Below are 23,940 nucleotides of genomic sequence, written 5' to 3' on the forward strand. Positions count from 1 at the left end.
ATAACGCCCCAGGCGTTATCCGCCGAAACCACGGCGCGACGAAACGGCGGATAACCGTGAGCGGTTATCCGCCCTACAGTCCGCACAGCGCCCTCAGCTTTTCGGTATCCAGATGCGCCTCGACCTGATCGGCCAGGCGTTCGATGTCCCGCTCGCGCAGCGCGTGGTAGTCGATGCTCCGCACCTCGCGCAGCCCCGCCCAGCGCAGCAGCGCCGAGCAGGCGGCCGGGGACTCGAACAGACCGTGCAGGTAGGTGCCCATCACCTGGCCGTCCGCACTCAGGGCGCCATCGACGCGGCCATCGCTCAGGCGTACGGCGGGATGTTCCAGCGCAGGGCCATCAGTGACGCCGGCATGAATCTCGTACCCGGCCACCTCGGCATCTTCCAGCGCCAGTCGGCCGCTGACATTGCGCAGCTGCTTCTCCAGCTCCAGCACGGTGCGGAAATCGAGCAAGCCGAGGCCGTCACTCTCCCCCGCCGCCCCCTCCAGCCCGTGGGGATCGGCCAAGGTGCGACCGAGCATCTGCAGGCCACCACAGATGCCCAGCAGCTTGCCGCCATAGCGCAGATGGCGCCGGATCGCCGACTCCCAGCCCTGCTCGCGGAGGAAGGCGAGATCGGCGCGCACGCTCTTGGAGCCCGGCAGGATGATCAGGTCGGTCGGCGGCAATGGCTGCCCCGGCCCGACGAAGCTCAGCTCCACCTGCGGGTGCAGGCGCAGCGGGTCAAAATCGGTGTGGTTGCTGATGCGTGGCAGCACCGGCACCGACACGCGCAGGCGCTCACCGGTCTTGGCCGACTGGCGTACATCGATGGCGTCCTCGGCTTCCAGGTGGAAATCCATCAGGTACGGCAGCACGCCCAGCACCGGGACGCCGGTGCGCTCCTCCAGCCAGTCGAGGCCGCCCTGCAGCAGGGCGATGTCACCGCGGAAACGGTTGATCACGAAACCCTTCACCCGCGCCCGTTCGGACTCGGAGAGCAGCTCCAGGGTGCCGACCAGGTGGGCGAACACGCCGCCCCGGTCGATATCGGCGATCAGGATCACCGGGCAGTCCACCGCCTCGGCGAAGCCCATGTTGGCGATGTCGTTGGCGCGCAGGTTGATCTCCGCCGGCGAGCCCGCCCCTTCAACCATCACCACCGGATACTGCGCGGCCAGGCGAGCATGGGACTCCAGCACCGCCTGCATCGCCACCCGCTTGTAGTCGTGATACGCGGCGGCGTTCATGCTGGTCACCGCGCGGCCATGGATGATCACCTGGGCGCCGACATCGCTGTTGGGCTTGAGCAGCACCGGGTTCATGTCGGTGTGCGGCGGCAGTCCGCAGGCCTGAGCCTGCACCGCCTGGGCGCGGCCGATCTCGCCGCCGTCGGCGGTCACCGCGCTGTTGAGCGCCATGTTCTGCGGTTTGAACGGCGCCACCGCCACACCCTGGCGGCGCAGCCAGCGGCACAGCGCGGTCACCAGGGTGCTCTTGCCGGCGTCGGAGGTCGTGCCTTGCACCATCAAGGTGGTCATCGCAGGCTCTCCATCTGGTTGAAGGTGCGCAACCCCTGTTCCAGGCGCTGCCAGCCATCTTCATCCGGCGGCAGGCCGAAGCGCAGGCTGGCGGGCGTTTCGAACAGGCGCACGAGAATTCCCTGGCGCGCCAGGTGATCACGCAGCGCGTGGCTCTGCATGGACACCGTCCACTGGAACAGCGACGTGCCGCCCTGGGGCGCGAAACCGTGCTCGCCAAGCAGCCCCGCCAGACGCCGACTGGCTTCGGCCAGGTCGCGGCGGCGCTCGATATGCTCGTGGAAGTTCCCCAGCACCGCCTGCGCCACCCAGCGCGTCGGGCCGCTCACCGACCAGGGGCCGAGCAATTGCGCCAGGCGCGCCAACAGGCCCGGCTCGGCAAAGGCGAAACCCAGTCGCGCACCGGCCAGCCCGAAGAACTTGCCGAACGACCGCAACACCACCAGCCCTGGCCGGCTGGCGCAGCTGGCGACCAGGCTCTGCTCCGGGGTGCAGTCCATGAAGGCTTCGTCCACCACCAACCAGCCGCCGCGCGCCTGCAGCCGTGCATGCCACTCCAGCAGCACCCCGGGCTCGATGCGCCGGCCGGTGGGATTGTTCGGGTTGACCACCACCAGTACGTCGAAGTGCTCCAACTGGTGCGCCACATCGTGATCGCCGACTTCCCGCAGGTCATGCCCAGCGCTGCGCCAGGCCTCGGCGTGCTCCGCGTAACAGGGCGAGAGCACGCCGACCCTGCCCGCCGGCCGCAGCTTCGGCAGCAGCTGGATGGCGGCCTGGCTGCCGGACAGCGGCAGCAGTTGCTCGGCGCCGTAATAGCGGCGGGCGGCGGCCTCCAGGCCGTCGTCGTCCTCGGGTAAACGCATCCAGGCGTTGGCCGGAATTTCCGGCAGGTTCCACGGCCAGGGCGAGATGCCGGTGGACAGGTCCAGCCACTCCGCCAGCGGGATGCCGTACTGCTGCGCCGCCCGGCGCAACCGGCCACCATGTTCGAGCATTCAGAGCACTCCCAGAATCAGGATCACCGCCAACCACAGCAGCACGCCCTGGCGCACCAGCGCCAGCGCACGCCAGATATCCGCCGCGATCGGCGCCGGGCCTTCGCCCAGTTGCGGACGTTCATGCAGCTCACCGTGATAACGGGCGGCGCCGCCCAGCGCGACGCCCAGCGTTCCGGCGCCTGCAGCCATCACCGGGCCGGCGTTGGGGCTGTCCCACTGCGGCGCCTGGGTGCGCCAGCAGCGCAGGGCCAGGCGGGTGTGGCCGAGCAGCGCGTAGGTCAGCGCCACCAGCCGCGCGGGGATGTAGTTGAGCAGGTCGTCGATCTTCGCCGCCGCCCAGCCGAAGCGCTCGAAGCGCACATTGCGATAGCCCCACATGGCATCGAGGGTATTGCTCAGGCGATACAGCACCACGCCCGGCGCGCCGGCCACGGCGAACCAGAACAACGCGGCGAATACCGCGTCGCTGCCGTTCTCCAGCACCGACTCGGTGGCGGCGCGGGCCACGGCGGTCTCGTCCAGCGCGGAGGTCTCGCGGCTGACCATGTAGCCCACGCGCAGGCGTGCTTCATTCAGATCGCCGGCTCGCAAGGCCAGCGCCACCGGCTCGGCATGTTCGCCCAGGCTGCGCAGGCCCAGCGCGGCATAGAGCGCGAGCACCTGCACGATCCAGCCGACATAAGGCAGCAGGCTGAGCAGCAGCGCGATCAGCGTCAGGGGAATGACGGCGAGCACCCAGGCAGTGACGCCATGGCTGCGCCAGCCCAGGCCCGGCGTGTCGGTCGCCGCATCAGTGCGCGCGCGATTGAATCGGCGTTCCAGGCGATCAGCCAAGCGCCCGAAGGCCACCAGCGGATGCCAGCGTTTGGGCTCGCCCATCAGCGCGTCCAGCGCCACCCCGAGCACGGTCAGTAGCGCCAGGTTCATGGCTGCTCTCCCCAATGATTCTCGAATACCAGCTCGGTGAGTGGGCGCGGCTGGCGCCAGCCTTCCAGGGCCAGCATGGGCGCCGGATAGAATTCGGCGACCGGCCCCAGGCAGATCACCGCCACCGCCTCGGCGCCGGCTGGCAAGCCGAGCAGCTCGCCCAGCGCAGTCGGGTCGAACAGCGACACCCAGCCCATCCCCAGCCCTTCCGCGCGAGAGGCCAGCCAGAGGTTCTGGATCGCGCAGGACAGCGAGGCCAGATCCATCTGGGGCAGGGTGCGGCGGCCGAACACGTGAGCCTCGCGGCCGTCCATCAGGGCGGCCACCAGCAGCTCGGCGCAATCGAGCACGCCCTCCACCTTCAGCCGCATGAATTCACCGGAACGCTCGCCCAGCGCCTCGGCGGTCCGCACACGCTCCTCGTCCACCAGGCGGTGGATCGACCGGCGCAGTTCCGGCTGGGTGACGCGGATGAAGCGCCAGGGCTGCATCAGGCCGACGCTGGGCGCCTGGTGCGCGGCTTCCAGTAGGCGGGCGAGCAGCTCGGGCGCCACCTCGCCGCCGCAGAAGTGGCGCATGTCGCGGCGCTCGGCGATGGCGCGGTAGAGCGCGGCGCGCTCCTCGGGGGTATAGGCGTGGTCGGTCATGGTCGGAACAGCGCCACTGCGGCATCCGGGTCGGACGGCAGATAGAAGTGAATGTAGGACGCGGTCAAACGGCCACGGCGGAACACCGCCTCGGCCACCGGTTTGTCGTTCGGGCAGACGCCACGGGCCAGCGGCGCTTCGGCGCTGTCCAGCAGCGAATGGTGGAAGGTGTGTCCACGCAAGGTGCCTTCGGGCAGCGTCACGGCCTGCAGCGCCAGGGCCGCCAGGCGTTTCTGCATGCGCGCCTCGCCAGGCAGCAGGCCGAGCAGTTCGACGCGCTCGCCTGCCACGTCGGTCAGCGCGTCGAGCAGGTAGAGCATGCCGCCGCACTCAGCGAGGATCGGTTTACCGGCTTCGTGATGGGCGCGGATCGCGTGGGCCATGGCCTGGTTTTCTGCCAGCGCCCGCAGATGCAACTCCGGATAACCGCCGGGCAGGTAGAGGCTGTCCACCTCCGGCAGCGCCACATCGCGCAGCGGCGAGAAGAACACCAGCTCGGCGCCCAGCTCGCGCAGCAGGTCGAGGTTGGCCTGGTAGAGGAAGGCAAAGGCATTGTCCCGCGCCACGCCGATGCGCACACCATCGAGGCGGCCTTGCGCCGCGCGCGGTTCGGGCGAAGCGAAGCTCACCGGCAGCGGCAGCTCGGTACTGGCGCTGGCGGCCAGGGCATCGGCGGCGGCGTCCAGGCGGGCGTCGAGGTCGGCCAGCTCATCGGCCTGCACCAGCCCCAGGTGGCGGCTGGGCAACTCGACTTCGGTGTCGCGCGGCAACGCGCCGTACCAGCGAATCCACTCCGGCAGGCTGTCTCGCACCAGGTCGCGATGGCGCTGGCTGCCGATGCGGTTGGCGAGCACGCCGGAGAACGGCAGGTCCGGCTGGTAGGTGGCCATGCCGACCGCCAGCGCGCCGAAGGTCTGGGCCATGGACTGGCCGTTGATGACCGCCATCACCGGTACGCCGAAACGCCGTGCGAGATCGGCGGCCGAAGGCGAGCCATCGAACAGGCCCATCACGCCCTCGATCAGGATCAGGTCGGCCTCCTCGGCGGCCTCCCAGAGCAGCCGGCGGCTTTCGTCCTCACCCACCATCCACAGGTCCAGCTGGTAGACCGGCGCGCCGCTGGCGCGGGCCAGGATCATCGGGTCGAGGAAATCCGGGCCGCACTTGAACACCCGCACCTTGCGCCCGAGGCGCGTGTGCAGGCGCGCCAGGGCGGCGGTCACGGTGGTCTTGCCCTGGCCGGAGGCGGGCGCGGCGATCAGGAGTGCGGGGCAGTGGCGGAGTTGCATCAATGGGACTCCATCAGTGAGGCAAAGAGCGCCCTCACCCCAGCCCTCTCCCTGAGGGAGAGGGAGCCGTTCGGCGTGTCATCAAAGTATGGCGCTCGCCGGCCAGCACTTTGGACGGACGACACGGCAGCACAGTGGTTGATCAACTCAAACCGTTGATGCATGAAGCACCCAACTGCCCCCTCTCCCCTTGGGAGACGACTGCATGGATGCAGGAGGTAGGGCGACGCAGGATGCCCAAGCCGAGGGCTGGGGTGAGGGCCAGCCACGAACATCAGAACTCCACCCCTTTCTGCGCCTTGATACCCGCCTTGAAGGCGTGCTTCACCAGGCCCATCTCGGTCACGGTATCGGCCGCCTCGACCATCGCCGGCAGCACGCCGCGCCCAGTGGCGACCACATGCTGCATCGACGGGCGGCCCGCGATATCGGCGAGCACGGTCTCCAGCTCCAGGTAGCCGTGCTTGAGGGCGATGTTCACCTCGTCCAGCACCACCAGGCCGACCTGCGTATCGCTCAGCAACTGGCGGGCGACCTCCCAGGCCTCGCGAGCCTTGGCGATGTCGCGCTGACGGTCCTGGGTCTCCCAGGTGAAGCCCTCGCCCATCACGTGGTAGCTGACTTCCTCGGGGAAGCGCCGGAAGAAGGCTTCCTCACCGGTGGTGGCGGCGCCCTTGATGAACTGCACCACGCCTACTTTCATGCCATGGCCCAGGGCTCGGGCGACCATGCCGAAGGCCGAGCTGCTCTTGCCCTTGCCGTTGCCGCTGTTGACCAGGAACACGCCACGTTCGCCCTGGGCCTGGGCGATCTTCTCGTCGATTACGGATTTCTTGCGCTGCATGCGCGAACGGTGGCGTTCGTCCTTTTCCGGGGATTCGCTCATCGGTCTCTCTCCTCTCAAAGGGCCTGGTAGCGCACGCCGAAGAGTACGGCGCGGCCGGGCTGCTGATAGCCCAGGGTGGTCTGGTAGTCGGCGTCGAACAGGTTGCTCAGGCGAGCTTGCAGGCGCCATTCCGGGTTCAGTTGGTATTCGCCGCGCAGGTCCAGCGTAGCGAAACCGCCCAGGCGATTGCGGTTGGCCAGGTCGTCGTAGCGATGGCCCTCGGCATGCAGGCTGGCGCCCAGGCTCAGCGCGTCGAAGCGCCGGTCGAGGTCCAGGTTGAACAATTGCCGGGCACGGCGCGGCAGGTCGTTGCCACGGCTGCCGCTGGCACGGCTTTCCGGGTCGAGCAGGCTGGCGTTGGCGTTCCACACCCAGTCGTGCCACTGGCTGCCCAATTGCAATTCGATGCCGCGTATGCGCGCCTGGTCGATGTTGTCCGGAGCGCGCAAAGCCGAGTCGTAGGCGATCAGGTCGTCGATCATGGTGCGGTACAGGTTCACCGCCCAATGCCCCAAATCGTGGCGACCATCCACGCCAACTTCCAGGCTGCGCGAGGTTTCCGCGTCCAGGTCGGGGTTGCCGTAGCCGGGGTAATAGAGTTCGTTGAAGGTCGGCGCCTTGAAGGCCGTGCCGTAGCTGGCGAAAGCGCGCACGGCGTCGGTCAGCGCATAGCCCCAGGCGAGGTTGCCGGTGTTGCGGCTGCCGAACTGCTGGTTGTCGTCGTGGCGCAGGCTCAGTTGCCAGTCATGGCGCCCTACGCTGCCCAGATACTGGGCGAAGGTGCCGCGGTTGTCGCGGGAGGTCACCGCGTAGTCGGTGGAGCTGCTCAGCTCGTCCTGCTGCCAGTCGTAGCCCAGCGTCAGGGTCTGGCCTGGGGCGAGGTCCAGGTCGTTCTGCCAGGACGCGGTGTCGCGGCGGCTGTCGAAGCGCGAGTAGAAGGCGCCGTCCTGATAGGCATCGGAGTCGTCCTCGCTGCGCCCGGCGGACAGGCTCACTTGCCAGGGCTCCAGTGGGGCGAAACGCGCACGGCCGCCGATCACCCGCTGCACGCCATCGTTGTAGGCATCGAAGCCCTGGGTGCGGCGGCTGTTCACCGTGTCGAAGTCGTTGTGGAAGTCGGTCTGCAACAGGCTGCCGTCCAGCTCCAGGCCGCTGTCGAAGCGGTAGCCCGCACGCAGGGAGCCCGAGAGATTGCGGTAACCGTCGCTGTCCGGCTCGTGGCCGCTGGCGCCGTTGGCCTTGGCATCGATGCCGGCGGTGCCGAGGCTCGACACACCGAGGGCGAACCAGCCGCGCCCATTGCCGGCCGAGGCCCCGGCGCTGCCTTCGTAGGTGCTCTGGCTGCCCGCGCCAGCGTAGGCCCAGGGCTTGAAGCCTTGCTCCAGCGCCTGGCGGGTGAAGATCTGGATCACCCCGCCGATGGCCTCGGAGCCATACAGACTGGAACGCGGCCCGCGCACCACTTCGATGCGCTCGACCAGCTCCACCGGCAAATCCTGCAGCGACGCGCCGCCGGAGGACACCGAGCCAACCTTGACGCCATCGATCAGCACCAGCACATGGTCGGACTCGCTACCGCGCAGATAGAGATTGGTGGCTTTGCCGGGGCCGCCGTTGCTGCTCAGGGAGATGCCCGGCAGGCGCCGCAAAAGGTCGGGTACCGACTGAGACTGGGCGCGTTCGATATCGGCACGGTCCAGGACGCTCACCGAGGCGAGGCTCTGCCCGGCAGGTTGTTCGGTGCGGGTGGCCGTCACCAGCTGGTCGTCGAGCGCCAGCGGCGTTTCGCCGGCCGCCAGGCCGATACAGGAGAAGCCGCCCAGCGCCAGCGCCGTCGGCCAATAGAGGTAATGCTTCACGTGAACTCACTCCGCCGCTCTCACCCGCGCGGCTCTGACCCGAAAGGGCAGGCGGAGGACGGGAACGCCCCGGCAGCACAGGCCGGCCGGAGTGATCGACAGCGCCTCCCGCGATGCCATGGCGTGCAGCAGGCCGGTCTCCGGGCTTGCGAGTGGGGCCGTGACAGGCTCCGGAAACCGCGCCTTCCCATGCCGATGGCACAGTGGCGAAATGCGGCTCGATGCTCGCTTACCGTTGCGGGGGCAGCGCCGGAATGGCCGAACCGCGAGGTCCGAATTCACCGGCTTCCCTGTTTCACCCCCGACTCACGCCGGGGGCACCTGAAGCAGGCGCGCAGCTTAGAGGCTCGCGGCCTGGGGCGTCAATTGAGCAGACTGTCGCGGCCGTCGCCAAGGCCCGACCCAGAGCGCCCAAAAGGAGAAACACAAGTCCAGTGGAGGCACGGCAGAAACTCGCTAGAATGCGAGACATGACGACGACTGCACAGCCCGGCCAGCTCCAGCTCGATCCCCAATCCAGCCCATCGCTGATGCGCGTCAGCGGCGACTGGACGCTGGCGCACTTCAGTAGCCTGGAATCCCAGGTCGCCAACGTACGCCACGGCGGCCAACCCGCCGAGCTGGACTTCAGCGACCTGGGCGCCCTGGATACCGCCGGTGCGGCGCTGCTCGCCGACGTCATCGGCGGCGCGCGCATGGGCCAGCTCGAACAGATCACCCACAACCTGCCCGCCGAGCGCCTGGCGCTGCTGCGCGCCGTGGGCGGCGCCATCACCCAGTGCCGGCTGGACGAACGCAAGCCGCCGCCGGGCAATGCCATCGTCGACATCCTCGAACGCATCGGCATCGCCACCATCGCCGTGCGCGGCCATGTGGTCGGCATGCTCGGCTTCATCGGCCTGACCCTGCAGACCCTGGCGCGCACGCTGCTGCGCCCGCGCCGCTGGCGCCTCACCTCGCTGGCCGCGCACATGGAGCAGACCGGCCTGGACGCCGTGCCCATCGTCGCCCTGCTCACCTTCATGGTCGGCGCGGTGGTGGCCTTTCTCGGCGCCACGGTGCTGAAGAAATTCGGCGCGGCGATCTACACCGTCGACCTGGTCGGCTTCGCCTTCCTCCGTGAGTTCGGCGTGCTGCTCACCGCCATCCTCCTCGCCGGCCGCACCGCCAGTGCCTTCACCGCGCAGATCGGCTCGATGAAGGCCAACCAGGAGATCGACGCGATCCAGGCCCAGGGCATGGACCCGGTCGAGCTGCTGGTGCTGCCACGGGTACTCGCCCTGCTGTTCACCCTGCCGCTGCTGACCTTCCTGGCGATGATGTCCGGGATCTTCGGCGGCGGCGTAGTCTGCGCCCTGAGCCTGGACATCTCGCCGCGCATGTTCCTCTACATGCTGCAGAACGACATCGCCGTGCAGCACTTCCTGGTCGGCATCGTCAAAGCCCCGGTGTTCGCCTTCCTCATCGCCGTGATCGGCTGCCTGGAAGGCTTCCGCGTCAGCGGCAGCGCACAGTCGGTGGGCGAACACACCACCTCCAGCGTGGTCCAGTCGATCTTCGTGGTGATCCTGCTGGATGCGGTGTTCGCCCTGTTCTTCATGGAGATGGGCTGGTGAGCGAACCGATCATCGTCGTCCGCGACCTGGCCAACCGCTTCGACAGCCATGCCGTGCACGAGCACCTCGACCTCGACGTGATGAAGGGCGAGATCCTCGGCGTGGTCGGCGGCTCGGGCACCGGCAAGTCCGTGCTGTTGCGCAGCATCATCGGCCTGCGCCAGCCCAGCGAAGGCAGCGTGGAAGTCTTCGGCCAGAACCTGCTGGAGCTGCCGCCGCCGAAACGTTCGAAGCTGGAACGCCGCTTCGGCGTGCTGTTCCAGAACGGCGCGCTGTTCTCCTCGCTGACCGTCAGCGAGAACATCTGCCTGCCGCTGATCGAGCACGCGGGCCTGTCCCGCGGCGATGCCGAGTTCATGGCCAAGGTGAAGATATCGCTGGCCGGCCTGCCGCCGGACGCCGGCGCCAAGTACCCGGCCGAGCTCTCCGGTGGCATGGTCAAGCGCGCCGCCCTGGCCCGCGCCCTGGCGCTGGATCCGGACATCCTGTTCCTCGACGAACCCACCGCCGGCCTCGACCCCATTGGCGCGGCGGCCTTCGACCAACTCATCCTGACCCTGCGCGACGCCTTCGGCCTCACCGTGTTCCTGGTCACCCACGACCTGGACACCCTCTACACCATCTGCGACCGAGTCGCCGTGCTCTCGCAGAAGCGCGTGCTGGTGGTGGGGCCGCTGGAACAGGTAGCCGAGACCAACGACGCCTGGGTGCAGGACTACTTCCACGGCCCCCGGGGCCGCGCCGCGCTGCAGGCCACCGAGCACCTGCGGGAGGAAAGCTGAATGGAAACCCGTGCCCATCACGTGCTGATCGGCCTGTTCACCCTGCTCGTCTCGATTGGCGCGCTGCTATTCGCCCTGTGGCTGGCGCAGTCGAGCAACGACCAGAAGTTCAAGTACTACGACGTGATCTTCAACGAGGCGGTGAGCGGCCTCTCCGAAGGCGGCTCCGTGCAGTACAGCGGCATCCGCGTGGGCGACGTGGTGTCCCTGCGCCTGGACCCGAACGACCCGAGCAAGGTCAGTGCGCGGATCCGCGTCTACGAAAGCACGCCGATCCGCGAAGACACCCGCGCCAAGCTGGCACTCACCGGCGTCACCGGCCAGGCCATCATCCAGCTCTCCAGCACCGCCCAGAACAGCCCGCCACTGGTGAGCAAGGACGGCAGCATCCCGGTGATCAAGACCATCCCTTCGCCATTGGCCAAGTTCCTGGCCAATGGCGGAGACATTGCCGAAAACATCAACAACCTGCTCACCAACACAAGCCGCCTGTTCTCCCAGGAAAACGTCGACCACATCAGCCGAACCCTCGATCACATCGACCAGGCCACCAGCGTGATCGCCGAGCAGCGCGACGACATCCGCCAGACCGTCAAGCAGCTGGCCGCCGCCAGCGAGCAGGCACGCATCACCCTGGCCAACGCCAGCGCGCTGCTCGAACGCGCCAACCAGACTCTCGGCAGCCGTGGCCCGGCCATCCTCGACGACACCCAGAAGACCCTGGCCGCCCTGCGCGCCAGCAGCGAGCGGGTCGAGCAATTGCTCAACAACAACTACGACTCGGTGAACGGCGGCCTCAATGGACTGGGCGAAATCGGCCCGGCGGTGCGCGAGCTGCGCTCCACCCTGGAGGACCTGCGCGGCGTCACCCGCCGCCTGCAGGAAAACCCCGCCGGCTACCTGCTCGGCCGCGAACGCAACAAGGAGTTCCAGCCATGACCGCCCTTCCCCGCCTGCTCGGCGCCGCCGTCCTGCTCGGACTGCTCAGCGCCTGCTCGATCCTCCCGGAAGCGGAAACCCCGGACTTCTACCTGTTGCCAGCGGCCCAGCAGCCGACACACAGCAGCGCGACAGTGGACTGGTCGCTGCGGGTCAGCGCGCCCAGCGCGAGCCTCGCGCTGGACAGCAACCGCATCGCGGTGATCCCCCAAGGCAACCAGATCAGCAGCTACCAAGGGGCACGCTGGGCCAACCGCGCCCCCGGACTGCTGCGCGACCGCCTGCTCGACGCCTTCACCGCCAACGGCAGCATCCGCGCCCTGAGCAGCGACGAATCCAGCCTGCAGGCCGACCTCGACCTCACCGGCGAACTGCGCGCCTTCCAGAGCGAGTACCAGGGCGGCAAACCGGTGGTGCACATCCGCTACGAAGCGCGTCTGGTGCGCACCCTCGGTCAGCGCATCGTTGCCTCGCGCAGCTTCGAAGTGCGCCAGCCGGTGGACGGCAAACAGGTCGCGGAAGTGGTCAGCGCCTTCGGCAAAGCCAGCGACCAGCTCGCCGCGCAGGTGGTGGAGTGGACGTTGCAGCAGGGGCAGGCGCAGAAGATCGCGCAGCCAGCCAAGCCCGGCCAATGATCCCGGGCCCGAGCTAGCGGGCCTTCATCACAGGTTTCGCCTACCGGGAGCAGGCCGCGCCTTCACTTGTGGCAATGGTAGGGGCTCTCGCCCTCCAGCTCCTGGTCGTTATCCACGTCGTGGATCGTCACGATGGCCTTGGGGTACACCGAGCAAAGGGAATTGCGCACGGTGTAGATGCCGCTGCCGTGGGCGAGGAACTTGCCCTTGCCCAGGGCATTGCCCGCTTCGTCGTGGGCGCTGAGTTCGTAGTTGCCGGTCATGGTGATGCAGCCACCCAGGGCCAGCAGGGACAGTACGGGGAGCAGGTATTTCATGGCATCTCCTTGCTACGCGATGCGCCTGTGGGTGGCGCGTCCGTCATTCCCTGACGGTTTCGCGAAAGCGGGCTGGTGATTCGAACGACCGCCGGTGGCTGGCGGTGGGGATTCGACCCAGATTCAGCGACGCAGTTCAGCCAGCGGACCCTCCGATGTTGTCGGAGAGTCCAAAAGCTGAATGCCGTCTCAGCGCTTGCCCATCGAGCGGCGAGAACCGCGCGGATGCGGCGGGCGGTATTCCGCCTTGTCGTGCGCCTTGCGGTGCTGATAAGCAGTGCTCGCCTGCTTCTGTGCCGCCAGGGCAGCCTTGGCGAGCTCAGTCAGGGACAGGGTGGTGGAGTCTTGAGCGTTTTCCGCGCTGTCGTCGCGGGGCGGCTGCTGAGAGGAAGTCATGGGTAAAAGGTTCTGCAAGAGATTGGAACGGCACACATGATAGCCGATCTCACCGGCCTGCGGCTCATGCCGGTACCTCGGCAAGACGAGCGCCCGGCTGGCCGAGGGCTTCGTCGAAACGCAGCAGGCGCCCGGCATTGCCCAATACCAGCAGGGTGCTGAGGTTGTGCAGGATGGCCGCGATCATTGCGCCGGCGGCGCCCAGCAGGCCGAAAGCGGCGGCGGCGACGATGGCCAGGGTCCAGCCCAGGCCGATCAGCACGTTGACCTGCAGGGTGCTGCGGCACTGACGACTCAGGCGCACGCAGGTCCCCAATCGACGAAGATCGCTGCCGATCAACACGATATCCGCCGAAGCCAGGGCGATATCCGCCCCACCGGCGCCCATCGCCACACCGACCACGCCGGCCTTGAGCGCCAGCGAATCGTTGATGCCATCGCCCACCACCAGCGGGCGGAAGCCCTTGCGGATTTCCTCGTTGACCCGGGTGAGCTTGTCTTCCGGCAGCGCCTGGGCCACCACGCTGTCGATGCCCACTTCGCGGGCCAGCGAATCGGCCACGCTCTGGCGGTCTCCGGTGAGCAGCAGTTGCCGGCCGATCCCCAAATCCCGAAGGTCGGCCACGGCGTGAGTAGCCTCCGGGCGCACGCTGTCGGCCAGCAGCAGCCAGGCGCGGAAACGACCGCCCAGGGACAGCCCGGCAATCGGACCGTCGTGGTCCGGCACCGCCGGTGTCGAGATTCCCAGGCGAGCGAACAGCTCCGGTCGGCCGAGGGCGGCCTCGCCCTGCTCCGTCTTGGCAACCACACCTAGGCCTTGCCGCTCGTGGATATCGGCCAGCGGGTGATGCGCATCGTGCGGCGCCAGCGAAGCCAGTGCACGGCTGACCGGGTGGCTGCTGGCGGCGCCCAGGCTGGCGGCCAGCCGCTCGATGTCATCGCGACGTTCACCGGCCTCCGGACGTACTGCCTGCAGGCGCAGCGCGCCGTAGGTCAGGGTGCCGGTCTTGTCGATCACCAGCGAGGTCAGGTCGGCCAGTTCCTCAAGGAAGGCCGAACTGCGAATCAGGATGCCGTGGCGGGCGGCGACGGCGATGCCCGCAATGGCGGTGGCCGGCGCCGACAGCACCAGCGCGCAGGGGCAGGCGGCGACCAGCACGGCGAGCATGGCCTGCGGGTCGTTGGTGATGAACCAGGTGACGGCGGCGATCAGCAGCACCAGCACCATGTAGCGCCCGGCGTAGCGCTCCAGCAGACGGGTGATGGGCGGCTTGGACTGTTCGGCGCGCTGCATCAGGGCGATGACCTTGCCGAGGGTGGAAGCATCGCCGGTACGGGTCACTTCGATGCGCAGCAGGCCGTCGAGGTTGATCGCGCCGCCGTAGACCTCCATGCCGACGCCCGCTTCCAGCGGCACCGACTCGCCGGTGATCGGCGCGGTATCCAGGCTGGCCTGGCCTTCCAGCACACGGCCGTCGGCGGGCACGCGGTCGCCGGCGCGGACTTCCACCTGGTCGCCGGCGCGGAGTTCGCCGTTGTCCACTTCGCGAACGCTGCCATCGGCGGCGATCAGCCGGGCCTGGCTGCGGGTCAGGCGACCCAGCGCCTCGATGGCCTCCTGCGAGCCGATCACGCTGCGTTCCTCCAGCACGTGGCCGAAGATCATGATGATCGGCAACAGCGCGGCGGTCATCAGGTCGCCGGTGGCCCAGGCGCCCAGCATGGCCAGGGCGATGAGCTGATCGGTGATGCCGTGCAGACTGGGATACCGCAGGCTGTACCAGCCCGAGCGCAGCACGGGCACCGCCACCAGCAGCGAGGCAACGCCCAGGAGCATCTGCGCCACGCCCTCCTGCTGCGGGGCGAACCAGCGCCAGAGCAGGCCCAGCACCAGCAGCCCGAGGGCGATCATCGCCAGGCTGAGCTGGCGCGCCGCGCTGCGCTGCTCGTCGCGGGTGAGCATTCCACCGGTAAGGTGGCCATGGGAGTGGCCGTGGTGCGCATGGCCGTGATGGTGGTGAACGCTCATACCGCGAAGGTGCCTGCTTTATTAGTTGAGGGGTGGGAACAGGGTTCCCGGCCGGGTCGCGTACTCGTTGGCTTCCGCTTCGGTCAGTACCCAGATCTGATTGATCTGCTTGTCGAGGCCGGGTTTGACGGCGACGACCTTGCCCTTGAGCAGCGGCATCATTCCATTCACGACGAAGTGGTTGTTCTCGTCGCGGATGCGCACGGACGCCGCCACCGGATAGGTGATGTTCTTGCGGTACAGCCCAAGGGTGAGGATCTGCTTGAGCAGGCTGGGCCGGGGGCGTTTCAGTGTGATCATCGGGAACTGCGCGTAGTCGACGAACGCCAGCATCATGCCCGGCGGCAGGACCCGGTCGGCCTGCGCCGGAAGGCTGCAGCCCAGCACCAGCGCCAGCGCGCCCAGGCACTGCAGGGCCAAGCGCCGCAGCGAGCGTCGGGTTCTATCGATGGTGTGAAGTCCGGCTGATGTCATTGGATGTCCCGCCCCTGGTGTTCCTGGTTGTCGTTATCCGCCCGGACGAAGATGCCGGGCTTGTGTTGCGAGCGTAGCGGTTCGCCACGAGGCTGTCCGCACATTGATTCACAGCCTCCGGCGATAAGCCTGCTCACGGCTGCGGGCCTTCCAGGATCAGGTGTCCGGAATCACGCGGATCGACAGTGGTCACCGAGCCGGCGCGGGACAGGATGCCCGGCACGCGCTCGCGGTAGAGACGCAGCAGCAGCCCGGGGTCGGCATGCTGTTGCTGGGTTTGCGCCAGGCTGGTGATGGTGGCGGTATCCGCCTGGGAGCGGGCCAGGCGCTCGCTGGCCTGGGCATGGGCGACCTGCAAGGTACGGTCGGCGGCCTGGTTGGCGGCCTGGAGCTGGCGAGCGGCGTCGTTCTGTGCCGCGGCCACACCCTGCTCCGCCTGCTGGCTGGCGGTCAGCACGGCATTGAAGGCGCTCACCGCCTCGCGCGGCAAGGAGGACTGCACGTCCACCCGTTCGATCTCGATACCCAGGCCATTGCCAGCCGACACCAGCGCGGCCAGGCTGCGATTGATGCCCTGCTGCAGGTCGCCCCGCAGCCGTTCGCGGCGTTCGGCGACGCTGCTGTCGGCGCCGATCAGCTCGGGGCGGGCGACCAGGATGGTGTCCAGGTCGCGGGAGGCGCACACCGCCACGGCGTTGCGCGCCACCAGGCGATCCAGCGCCGGCAGCACGTGATCGCCCTGGAGCACGAAGTCATAAGGCGAGGTGACCTTGTAGAACACCCGCACATCCAGCTGCACAACGCCGGCATCGCCGGTGAGCAGGTAGCCGGAGCCGGCGGTGGCATCGTTGGCCAGGCTGCCGTCCAGATCGGACTTCTGCGCCAGCCCCGAACGCAGCAATGTCTCCACCCGGCGTTCGATCACCCGGTCGGCGGACGGCAGGATCACCACCTGCTCGAACGGACGCGGCCAGGCCAGCAGCAAACCGGCGTTCTGGATACGTTCCAGCGCCCCCATGCGCAGGACCACGGCACGGCTTTCCGGGCCGATCTGGCGGACGTTGGACAGCGCCCAGCCGAGCGCCGCCAGCAGGGTCACGCCGTACAGCGCCAGGAACGCCAGGCGCCCGGCCTGCAGCCAGGGGCTTGCGCCCTCCTCCCGCCGCTCGGTCATTGCGCGTTGCCCGGTTTGACGGACGGCTGCGTCGGCGGGCCATCCACCAGCACCTTGAAGGGAGCCGCATCGGTGCGCAGCACCAGGCGCGTGCCGGAATTGACCAGGGTGCCGAGCGTGTCCAGCGAACGCAGCATGTTGTACAGCTCCGGCGAGCCGCTGTAGGCCTTGCCGTAGATGTCCGCCGCCTGCACCCGCGACTGGGCCTCGATGTCGGCGGCCTTCACCGTGGCGTCGGCCTGCAGGATGCGCGCGTCGCGCTCGGCGGCGGAGCGGATCTCGGCGGCCTTGCGCTTGCCCTCGGCGGTGCGCTGGGTGGCGATGGTCTCGCGCTCGGCGCGCATGCGGTCGACCGTGGCGCCGAGGGTGACCTTGGGCAGCGTCAGCCGTTCGACGCCCACCTGGACCACCCGCACGCCGTAGGTGTCGAGCAACTGGCGGTCGATCTGCTCGCGCAGGCGCTGTTCGAAGTCGGCGATGCGCACCTTGCCGGCATCGGTGTTCACCAGATCGGAGAGATCGAAGCCGCTGGCGGTGGTCTCCAGCGCGGAGCCGACGAAGGTGCGAATCTGCCGGGCCGCTTCATCGGGCTGGTTCTGCACCGCGCGCATGAAGCGCTGGATGCTGTCCGGGTCGGGCTTCACCTGCCAGGCGACATAGGCCTGCACGATGATCCGCAGGCCATCGCGGGTGCCGACGTCCTGCAGGCCGCTGGAGGTGGTGCGCAGGCGCAGGTCGACTGGCACGGCCGCCTCGAAGGGAATCGGCAGGCGCCAGGCGAGACCGGGGTCGAGCAGGACGCGAGCCGGATTGCCGAAGCGGGTGATCACCGTCGCCTCGCCGGAGCGCACCTGCACCAGGCAGGCGGTCGCGGCGGCGAACAGCACCAGCAGGCTGGCCAGCGCGGTACGGCGCCAGGGGAAGCGCGCCGGCCCCTCGTCATGGTGATGCTCATGATGGTGGCCGTGATCATGGTCATGCCCATGATCGTGGTCGTGGTCGTGGTCGTGGTCGTGCGGGTGATCGCCGTGGACGTGGGTCGGACTCAAGGTGCGATCTCCTGGGTACGGTTGGCGGGCTTGCCGCGCTGCGGATCGACCGGCGCGCCGAAGCTGCGCAGATCGAGGGTCGGCGCCTGGTCCGCGTTCAGGCGGTGGTCGATGACCAGGCTGCGGGCGCCGGCCAGGCCCTGGCCCAGCTGGCTGAAATACTGTTCGAGCAGGAAGGCCTGCCCGGCACGCTGCCAGGCGGAGCGTTCGGCGCCGAAGCGCAGATCGACCGCCTGGGCCTGGGCGAGGGTTTCCCGGGCATCGGCGGAGGCCTTGTCGGTCGCGGCGCTGGCGGCCTGCCGGGCGGCGTTGGTCTGTTCGGCGGCCTTGCCCTGTTCGCGGGCGATCAATGCCTGCGCGGTGATCTGCGCCGCCTGTACGCCGTGGTAGGCATTGGCTGCGCCGGCCGGCGGATGGATCGCCTCGACCACGGTGGCGAGGATTTCCACGCCGCTGTCGAGGCGGTCGAGGTCGGCCTGTACGGCCTTGCCGATGTCCCGCGCCAGCGCTTCGCGCTCTGCGCCCAGCACACCGTCGAGAGTGCGCGCGGCGAAGTCGTGGACCAGCACGCGATTGGCGGTGCTGCTGATCAGCGCCGGCACATCGGTGCTGTTATAGGTCGCCGCCAGAGCGGCCTTGTCGCTCAAGCCGATGCGATAGACGAAGCGCACATCCATGTTGACGATCTGGAAGCTCTGCTGGCCGCCGGCTTCGCTGGCGATCACTTGCGAGTTCTCGCTGACATGGGACGCATCCCACAGGCGGTTGGCCGCCTCCGGCGCGGGGCCTTCGGCATCCACCAGCAGGTCCGCCCGGGCGGAATCGCCGGAGGTCGCCAGTTCATGGATCACCCCGTTCTCCACCGGCAGCACGCGTCCAAATGGCCACGGCAGCCCGACGTGCAGCCCCGGCGGATAGACCGCCACGGGCTTGCCGAAACGTTCGTAGACACCCCGCCCGTTCATCGCGATCTCGCTGACGCCGGTGAGCAACCAGCCCACCAGCAGCATCAAGCCCACCACGGGCAGGAAGGCGCGGCGTATGAAGCCGAAGGCCCAGACCTGGCGCAGGTCGATGCCGAAGCGCTGCTGCAGTTCGCTCTGCAGGAATTGCAGCGGACGCGGCGGCCAGCGCAATTGCGCGGCGACCAGGCTTTGACCAACCAGCCGGGGCTCCTCGCGCGGACGCTGGGGGCTGAAGACCGAAAGCAGCGCGCGCAGGATCAGCTCCACCGCCAGCAACGCCGGCAGCAGCCCAACCAGTACCACGATCCGGCTCGGCCACAGACTCTCGCCATTGGAGAACAGCAGGCCGGGCAAGGACAGCAACTGCACGGCGATGACCGCACGCACCATCGGCGACAGCGCGCGAGCTTCGGGCCACTCTTCCTGGCTCGCGGCATTCAGGTGTCGCTCCGCCACCAGCAGGCCGAACGCCGACAAGGTCAGCAGGCCGGTGACTATCCAGCCAGCCTGTCCAAGGGCAACAGCGGGGGTCGCAAGGTTCCATCCGGCCTTGACGATCAACAGGGCGACCAGCGCCAGGCCCGCCAACCAGATGGCGCCGACACCGATGCGCTGCGCCAGGCGCCGGCTCGAACCACTGATGCGCTCGAGCAGACGGTCGTAGGCACTGAGCTGGGCAAGATCGACCGGTGCTTCAGGCGCCGGGGCATACTCCGTCGTCCCGATTGCTGCCGCGCGCCAGTGGGCCACGCGCCACGCCGATTGGCTCACCGCCGCCAGCAACAGCAGGGCGGCGGCGTTGTTGCACAGCAGTGGCAGCCAGAGCGAGTCGGCGGTGAACAGGCCAATGAAGATCGCCGCCAGGAACAGCAGCGCGGCGAGGCCCCCCGCGAGCCAGGCCAGCAGCTTCAGGCGACGCGACTGGTACGCCGAACGCTGGAAACGCGGCAACCCTTCCAGGCTGCGGTCCTCGATGTCCAGGTCGACTCTCATGAATGCTCCAACGATTGAACGGATCGCCCACCTCTTTCGAGCGAAAGCGGCGCGCCGGCGAGCCTGAGCTTAGAAGATTAAGGCTCTATGAAGCCGGCGATTATATTCCTGTAACCTTATAACAAAACATGTGAAGAGCTCGTGATGCCGACACCTGCCGCAACGCCTCATTAAGTCCATTGCCGCGCGCTCCCGGGCGCTCTATCGTGGCGTCCTCATCCCGCTGAACCGAGACGCCTCCATGAACTCCCTGCGCGAATCGCTCGCCCGCTTCCCCCGACTCGAACTGGCCGGCGGCCCGACACCGCTGGAGAAGCTGGAGCGGCTTTCCGCACACGTCGGCCGCGATATCCATGTGAAGCGCGACGACACCACGCCTTTCGCCCTGGGCGGCAACAAGGTGCGCAAGCTCGAATTCCTCGCCGCGGATGCGCTGCGCGCCGGCGCCGACACCCTGGTGACGGCCGGAGCGATCCAGTCCAACCACGTACGCCAGACCGCAGCGGTCGCGGCCAGGCTGGGCCTGCGCTGCGTGGCACTGCTGGAAAACCCCATCGGCACCGCCGACCACAACTACCTGAGCAACGGCAACCGCCTGCTGCTCGACCTGTTCGGCACCGAGGTCGAACTGGTACCCAATCTGGACAACGCCGACGAACTGCTGCAGCAGACCGGCGAACGCCTGCTGCGTGAAGGCCGCAAGCCCTACCTGGTGCCCATCGGCGGCTCCAACGCCCTCGGCGCGCTGGGCTATGTGCGCGCCGGACTGGAACTGGCCGATCAGATTCGCCAGAGCGGCCAGCGTTTCGCCGCCGTGGTGCTAGCTTCCGGCAGCGCCGGCACCCATGCCGGATTGGCCGTGGCGCTGGCCGATGCCCTGCCGGAACTGCCGGTCATCGGCGTGACCGTTTCGCGCACCGACGCTGCACAGCGGCCCAAGGTGGAGGGGCTGATCCAGCGCACGCTGGAACTGCTCGGCCAGGACGTGGCCAAGGCGCCGAAGGTGGAACTCTGGGATGAGTACTTCGCCCCGCGTTACGGCGAGCCCAATGCCGGCACACTGGATGCGGTGCGCCTGCTGGCCAGCCACGAAGGGCTGCTGCTCGACCCGGTCTATACAGGAAAGGCCATGGCCGGACTGCTCGATGGCGTCGCCCGCCAGCGCTTCGCCGGGCAGGAGCCGCTGCTGTTCCTGCACACCGGAGGCTCACCGGCGCTGTTCGCCTATTATCCGGCGGCCTGATCCTAGACAAATAAAACTAAGCATGTAATTTTTTATTATTTTATAGAATAACAACTACAACCCTATAGTCGCCACGCGTTGACTAACCTGCTTAAAACACCAAAAACGGGGCTCACCATGACCTTCACTGCACTGCGCCGTCACTTCCTGTTTGCCAGCCTGACCCTCACCCTTGGCGCCAGCCTGTTCGGCCAGGCCCAGGCCGCCGAAGACCAACTCGCCCAGATCAAGTCCAAGGGCGAAGTCCGCGTTGGCCTGGAAGGGACCTACCCACCCTTCAGCTTCCAGGACGAGAGCGGCAAGCTCGCCGGCTTCGAAGTGGACTTCTCCGACCTGATCGCCAAGGAACTGGGCGTCAAGGCCAAGCTGCAGCCGACCAAGTGGGACGGCATCCTTGCCGCACTGGAATCCAAGCGCCTGGACCTGGTGATCAACCAGGTGACCATCTCCGAGGAGCGCAAGAAGAAGTACGACTTCTCCGAGCCCTACACCGTTTCCGGTATCCAGGCCCTGGTGCGCAAGGGTGACGAAAGCAAGTACGACACCCCCGAGAAGCTCGCCGGGGTGAAAGTCGGCGTCGGCCTGGGCACCAACTACGAACAGTGGCTCAAGGAGCATGTCCCGCAAGCCGACGTGCGTACCTACGAGGACGATCCGACCAAGTTCCAGGACCTGCGCAATGGCCGCATCGACGTGATCCTGGTGGACCGCCTGGCCGCCTTCGACATGGTCAACAAGACCAATGGCGCCATGGCCCTGACCGGTGCGCCCTTCGCTCGCCAGGAAGCCGGCATCGCCCTGCGCAAGGGCAACCCGGAGCTGCTCGCGGCGCTGAACAAGGCCATCGACAAGCTGCGTGCCGACGGCACCCTGAAAAAGCTGTCGGAAAAGTGGTTCAAGGCTGACGTGACTCAATGATCGACGCAAGCCTGCAGCTTGTGCTGGATTCCGCGCCCTTTCTGCTCAAGGGCGCGGTATACACGGTAGGCCTCAGTGTCGGCGGCATGTTCTTCGGGCTGCTGCTGGGATTCGTACTGGCGCTGATGCGGCTATATGGCGGTAAACCGCTGAGCTGGCTGTCACGCATCTACGTGTCGTTCTTCCGTGGCACTCCGTTACTGGTACAACTCTTCATCATTTATTACAGCCTGCCGCAACTTATCGGCGTGGAGCTCGACCCCATCCCAGCCGCCTTGATCGGCTTCTCCCTGAACATGGGGGCTTACACCTGCGAGATTCTGCGCGCAGCCATTGGCTCAATCGACCGAGGCCAGTGGGAAGCCGCGTCCAGCATCGGCATGACCCGAGCCCAGACCCTGCGTCGCGTGGTGCTGCCACAGGCGGCCAGAACCGCACTGCCGCCACTGGGCAACAGCTTCATATCCCTGGTCAAGGACACCGCCATGGCGGCCACGATTCAGGTGCCGGAGCTGTTCCGTCAGGCACAATTGGTCACTGCACGCACGTTTGAGGTCTCGACCATGTACCTCAGTGCTGCACTGATCTACTGGGTGCTCGCCACCATCTTGTCGCACTTCCAGAATCGCCTGGAAGAACGGGCAAACCGCCATGACCGGGAGCACGAGGCATGATCGAAGTACGCCAGCTGACCAAGCAGTTCCGCGGCCAGGAGGTGCTCAAGGGCATCGACCTGACCGTCGAGCCCGGCGAAGTGGTTGCGATCATCGGCCCCAGCGGCTCCGGCAAGACCACCCTGCTGCGCTGTCTCAACCTGCTGGAGGTGCCCAACGGCGGCACCATCCAGGTCGGCGAGATCCGCATCGACGCCTCGCGTCCGCTCAGCGGCCAGCAGGGGCTGATCCGCAAGCTGCGCCAGCATGTGGGCTTCGTGTTCCAGAACTTCAACCTGTTCCCGCACCGCACGGCGCTGGAGAACGTGATCGAAGGCCCGGTGATCGTGAAGAAGGAGCCGCGCGCCCAGGCCATCGAGCGCGCCCGCCAGTTGCTGGCCAAGGTCGGGCTGGCCGGCAAGGAGGACTCGTATCCCAAGCGTCTCTCCGGCGGCCAGCAACAACGTGTCGCCATCGCACGGGCGCTGGCGATGCAGCCGGACGTGATCCTGTTCGACGAGCCGACCTCGGCGCTCGACCCCGAACTGGTCGGCGAGGTGCTGGCGACCATCCGTGGCCTGGCGCAGGAAAAGCGCACCATGGTCATCGTCACCCACGAGATGAGCTTCGCCCGCGACGTGGCGAACCGGGCGATCTTCATCGACAAGGGCGTGATCGTCGAACAGGGCGACGCCAAGGCGCTCTTCGCCAATCCACGGGAAGAGCGGACTCGGCAGTTCCTCAGCAAATTCCTCACCCAGGGCGGGTCCTGACCCCCCGCAAATAAATCGACAGAATCGATTTATTTGCTCGGATATTTGCGCTTTTATATCGATCGATTGCGAGAGAACATAGCCCCCATGAACCGCACGAGCCGGTGATCCCGCCGGCCGTGCCCATGAGGACTTCGCCATGATCGAACGCAGACCCTTCCAGCAACTCGGCGGTGCCAACCACGGCTGGCTCAATGCCAAGCACCACTTCTCCTTCGCCGAGTACTACGACCCCGAGCGTATGGACTGGGGCAACCTCCGCGTCTGGAACGATGACGAAATCGCCGCCGGCACCGGCTTCCCGCCGCACCCGCACCGCGAGATGGAAATCATCACCTACGTCCGCCAGGGCGCGATCACCCACCAGGACAGCCTGGGCAACAAGGGCCGTACCGAAGCCGGCGACGTACAGGTCATGAGCGCCGGGACCGGCATCGTGCACTCCGAGTACAACCTCGAGAAGGATGTGACCAAGATCTTCCAGATCTGGATCATCCCCTCGGTACGCGGCGGCACGCCGTCCTGGGGCGCCAAACCCTTCCCGAAGGGCGACCGCGCCGGGCGCTTCGTCACCCTGGCCAGCGGCTATGAGAACGACGCCGACGCCCTGCGCATCCGCGCCGAGGGCCGCCTGGTCGCCGCGACCATCAAGGCCGGCCAGAGCGCCGAGTACGAGCTCGGCGACGGTCGCCGCGCCTACCTGGTACCGGCGACCGGCAAGGTGGAAGTCAACGGCGTGACACTGGAGGCCCGCGACGGTGCTGCGATCTCCGATGAAGCAGTGGTCAAGGTGACCGCCCTGGATGACAGTGAAGTCATCCTGGTCGACATCGCCTGACGGCACGCGGTA

Annotated in this window: 23 protein-coding genes and 1 riboswitch; of the genes, 9 read left to right on the forward strand and 14 right to left on the reverse strand. The window is 67.6% G+C overall.

From position 1 onward, the window contains the following. Positions 1 to 73: 73 nt before the first annotated feature. From J5M67_RS09580 to btuB, 7 genes are all read right to left on the reverse strand, one after another. Positions 74 to 1,525 (reverse strand): cobyric acid synthase, encoded by a 1,452-nt coding sequence (locus tag J5M67_RS09580; RefSeq protein WP_207885067.1) that lies wholly within the window; start codon positions 1,523 to 1,525, stop codon positions 74 to 76. Next, positions 1,522 to 2,523, reverse strand: coding sequence for a threonine-phosphate decarboxylase CobD (gene cobD, locus J5M67_RS09585; protein ID WP_207885068.1), 1,002 nt, complete (start codon positions 2,521 to 2,523; stop codon positions 1,522 to 1,524). Before cobD ends, J5M67_RS09580 begins: the two co-directional genes overlap by 4 nt. Beyond that, a complete protein-coding gene (cbiB, locus tag J5M67_RS09590) occupies positions 2,524 to 3,453 on the reverse strand; it encodes an adenosylcobinamide-phosphate synthase CbiB (RefSeq protein WP_207885069.1) in 930 nt (309 codons plus the stop codon). Beyond that, complete coding sequence (gene bluB, locus J5M67_RS09595; RefSeq protein WP_207885070.1) at positions 3,450 to 4,100, reverse strand: 5,6-dimethylbenzimidazole synthase; 651 nt, start codon at positions 4,098 to 4,100, stop codon at positions 3,450 to 3,452. The genes cbiB and bluB overlap by 4 nt, the downstream gene beginning before the upstream one ends. After that, positions 4,097 to 5,389 carry a cobyrinate a,c-diamide synthase gene (locus J5M67_RS09600; RefSeq protein WP_207885071.1) on the reverse strand — a complete coding sequence of 431 codons (1,293 nt, stop codon included), beginning with the start codon at positions 5,387 to 5,389 and terminating at the stop codon, positions 4,097 to 4,099. The genes bluB and J5M67_RS09600 overlap by 4 nt, the downstream gene beginning before the upstream one ends. Before the next feature lie 274 nt (positions 5,390 to 5,663). Beyond that, a complete protein-coding gene (gene cobO, locus J5M67_RS09605) occupies positions 5,664 to 6,275 on the reverse strand; it encodes a cob(I)yrinic acid a,c-diamide adenosyltransferase (protein ID WP_207885072.1) in 612 nt (203 codons plus the stop codon). 14 nt (positions 6,276 to 6,289) lie between these two features. Continuing rightward, on the reverse strand, positions 6,290 to 8,134 hold the full coding sequence (gene btuB, locus J5M67_RS09610) for a TonB-dependent vitamin B12 receptor (protein ID WP_207885073.1): 1,845 nt from the start codon (positions 8,132 to 8,134) through the stop codon (positions 6,290 to 6,292). Positions 8,135 to 8,247: 113 nt separating this feature from the next. After that, positions 8,248 to 8,474, reverse strand: a riboswitch (cobalamin riboswitch). Positions 8,475 to 8,604: 130 nt separating this feature from the next. Between btuB and J5M67_RS09615 the strand changes: the two genes are divergently transcribed. Genes J5M67_RS09615 through J5M67_RS09630 form a run of 4 tightly spaced genes read left to right on the forward strand, consistent with a single transcriptional unit; the run spans position 8,605 to position 12,106 of the window. Next, positions 8,605 to 9,750: an MlaE family lipid ABC transporter permease subunit gene (locus tag J5M67_RS09615; RefSeq protein ID WP_207885074.1), complete on the forward strand. Its 1,146-nt coding sequence runs from the start codon at positions 8,605 to 8,607 to the stop codon at positions 9,748 to 9,750. Next, positions 9,744 to 10,532: an ABC transporter ATP-binding protein gene (locus J5M67_RS09620; protein ID WP_207885279.1), complete on the forward strand. Its 789-nt coding sequence runs from the start codon at positions 9,744 to 9,746 to the stop codon at positions 10,530 to 10,532. The genes J5M67_RS09615 and J5M67_RS09620 overlap by 7 nt, the downstream gene beginning before the upstream one ends. Beyond that, positions 10,533 to 11,471: an MlaD family protein gene (locus J5M67_RS09625; protein WP_207885075.1), complete on the forward strand. Its 939-nt coding sequence runs from the start codon at positions 10,533 to 10,535 to the stop codon at positions 11,469 to 11,471. It abuts the gene before it with no gap. Further along, positions 11,468 to 12,106, forward strand: coding sequence for an ABC-type transport auxiliary lipoprotein family protein (locus tag J5M67_RS09630; protein ID WP_207885076.1), 639 nt, complete (start codon positions 11,468 to 11,470; stop codon positions 12,104 to 12,106). The genes J5M67_RS09625 and J5M67_RS09630 overlap by 4 nt, the downstream gene beginning before the upstream one ends. 62 nt (positions 12,107 to 12,168) lie before the next feature. Here the strand turns inward: J5M67_RS09630 and J5M67_RS09635 are convergent, their stop codons facing one another. The 7 genes from J5M67_RS09635 to hflK (J5M67_RS09665) form a co-directional block, all read right to left on the reverse strand. Continuing rightward, positions 12,169 to 12,423: a hypothetical protein gene (locus J5M67_RS09635; RefSeq protein ID WP_207885077.1), complete on the reverse strand. Its 255-nt coding sequence runs from the start codon at positions 12,421 to 12,423 to the stop codon at positions 12,169 to 12,171. A gap of 189 nt (positions 12,424 to 12,612) precedes the next feature. Continuing rightward, positions 12,613 to 12,819 (reverse strand): hypothetical protein, encoded by a 207-nt coding sequence (locus J5M67_RS09640; protein WP_207885078.1) that lies wholly within the window; start codon positions 12,817 to 12,819, stop codon positions 12,613 to 12,615. 64 nt (positions 12,820 to 12,883) lie between these two features. Next, entirely contained in the window at positions 12,884 to 14,848 is a 1,965-nt protein-coding gene (locus J5M67_RS09645) for a heavy metal translocating P-type ATPase (RefSeq protein ID WP_207885079.1), read from the reverse strand. A gap of 21 nt (positions 14,849 to 14,869) precedes the next feature. Further along, a complete protein-coding gene (locus J5M67_RS09650) occupies positions 14,870 to 15,322 on the reverse strand; it encodes a hypothetical protein (protein ID WP_243434599.1) in 453 nt (150 codons plus the stop codon). Between the two features lie 133 nt (positions 15,323 to 15,455). Beyond that, entirely contained in the window at positions 15,456 to 16,496 is a 1,041-nt protein-coding gene (gene hflK, locus J5M67_RS09655; RefSeq protein ID WP_207885080.1) for a protease modulator HflK, read from the reverse strand. Beyond that, entirely contained in the window at positions 16,493 to 17,545 is a 1,053-nt protein-coding gene (gene hflC / locus J5M67_RS09660) for a protease modulator HflC (RefSeq protein ID WP_207885081.1), read from the reverse strand. Before hflC ends, hflK (J5M67_RS09655) begins: the two co-directional genes overlap by 4 nt. Continuing rightward, positions 17,542 to 19,503 (reverse strand): protease modulator HflK, encoded by a 1,962-nt coding sequence (gene hflK, locus J5M67_RS09665; RefSeq protein WP_207885082.1) that lies wholly within the window; start codon positions 19,501 to 19,503, stop codon positions 17,542 to 17,544. The genes hflC and hflK (J5M67_RS09665) overlap by 4 nt, the downstream gene beginning before the upstream one ends. A gap of 241 nt (positions 19,504 to 19,744) precedes the next feature. Here hflK (J5M67_RS09665) and J5M67_RS09670 point away from each other — a divergent pair, with 241 nt between their 5' ends. The 5 genes from J5M67_RS09670 (at position 19,745) to J5M67_RS09690 (ending at position 23,928) form a co-directional block, all read left to right on the forward strand. Further along, a complete protein-coding gene (locus J5M67_RS09670; protein ID WP_207885083.1) occupies positions 19,745 to 20,746 on the forward strand; it encodes a D-cysteine desulfhydrase in 1,002 nt (333 codons plus the stop codon). Between the two features lie 117 nt (positions 20,747 to 20,863). Continuing rightward, positions 20,864 to 21,664 (forward strand): cystine ABC transporter substrate-binding protein, encoded by an 801-nt coding sequence (tcyJ, locus tag J5M67_RS09675; protein ID WP_207885084.1) that lies wholly within the window; start codon positions 20,864 to 20,866, stop codon positions 21,662 to 21,664. After that, positions 21,664 to 22,338, forward strand: coding sequence for a cystine ABC transporter permease (gene tcyL, locus J5M67_RS09680; protein ID WP_207885281.1), 675 nt, complete (start codon positions 21,664 to 21,666; stop codon positions 22,336 to 22,338). Before tcyJ ends, tcyL begins: the two co-directional genes overlap by 1 nt. Then, positions 22,335 to 23,090: an L-cystine ABC transporter ATP-binding protein TcyN gene (gene tcyN / locus J5M67_RS09685; RefSeq protein WP_207885085.1), complete on the forward strand. Its 756-nt coding sequence runs from the start codon at positions 22,335 to 22,337 to the stop codon at positions 23,088 to 23,090. The genes tcyL and tcyN overlap by 4 nt, the downstream gene beginning before the upstream one ends. 139 nt (positions 23,091 to 23,229) lie before the next feature. Beyond that, entirely contained in the window at positions 23,230 to 23,928 is a 699-nt protein-coding gene (locus tag J5M67_RS09690; protein ID WP_207885086.1) for a pirin family protein, read from the forward strand. Positions 23,929 to 23,940: the final 12 nt, after the last annotated feature.

This window comes from Pseudomonas sp. 30_B (assembly GCF_017491605.1).
Taxonomy (GTDB): Bacteria; Pseudomonadota; Gammaproteobacteria; order Pseudomonadales; family Pseudomonadaceae; genus Pseudomonas.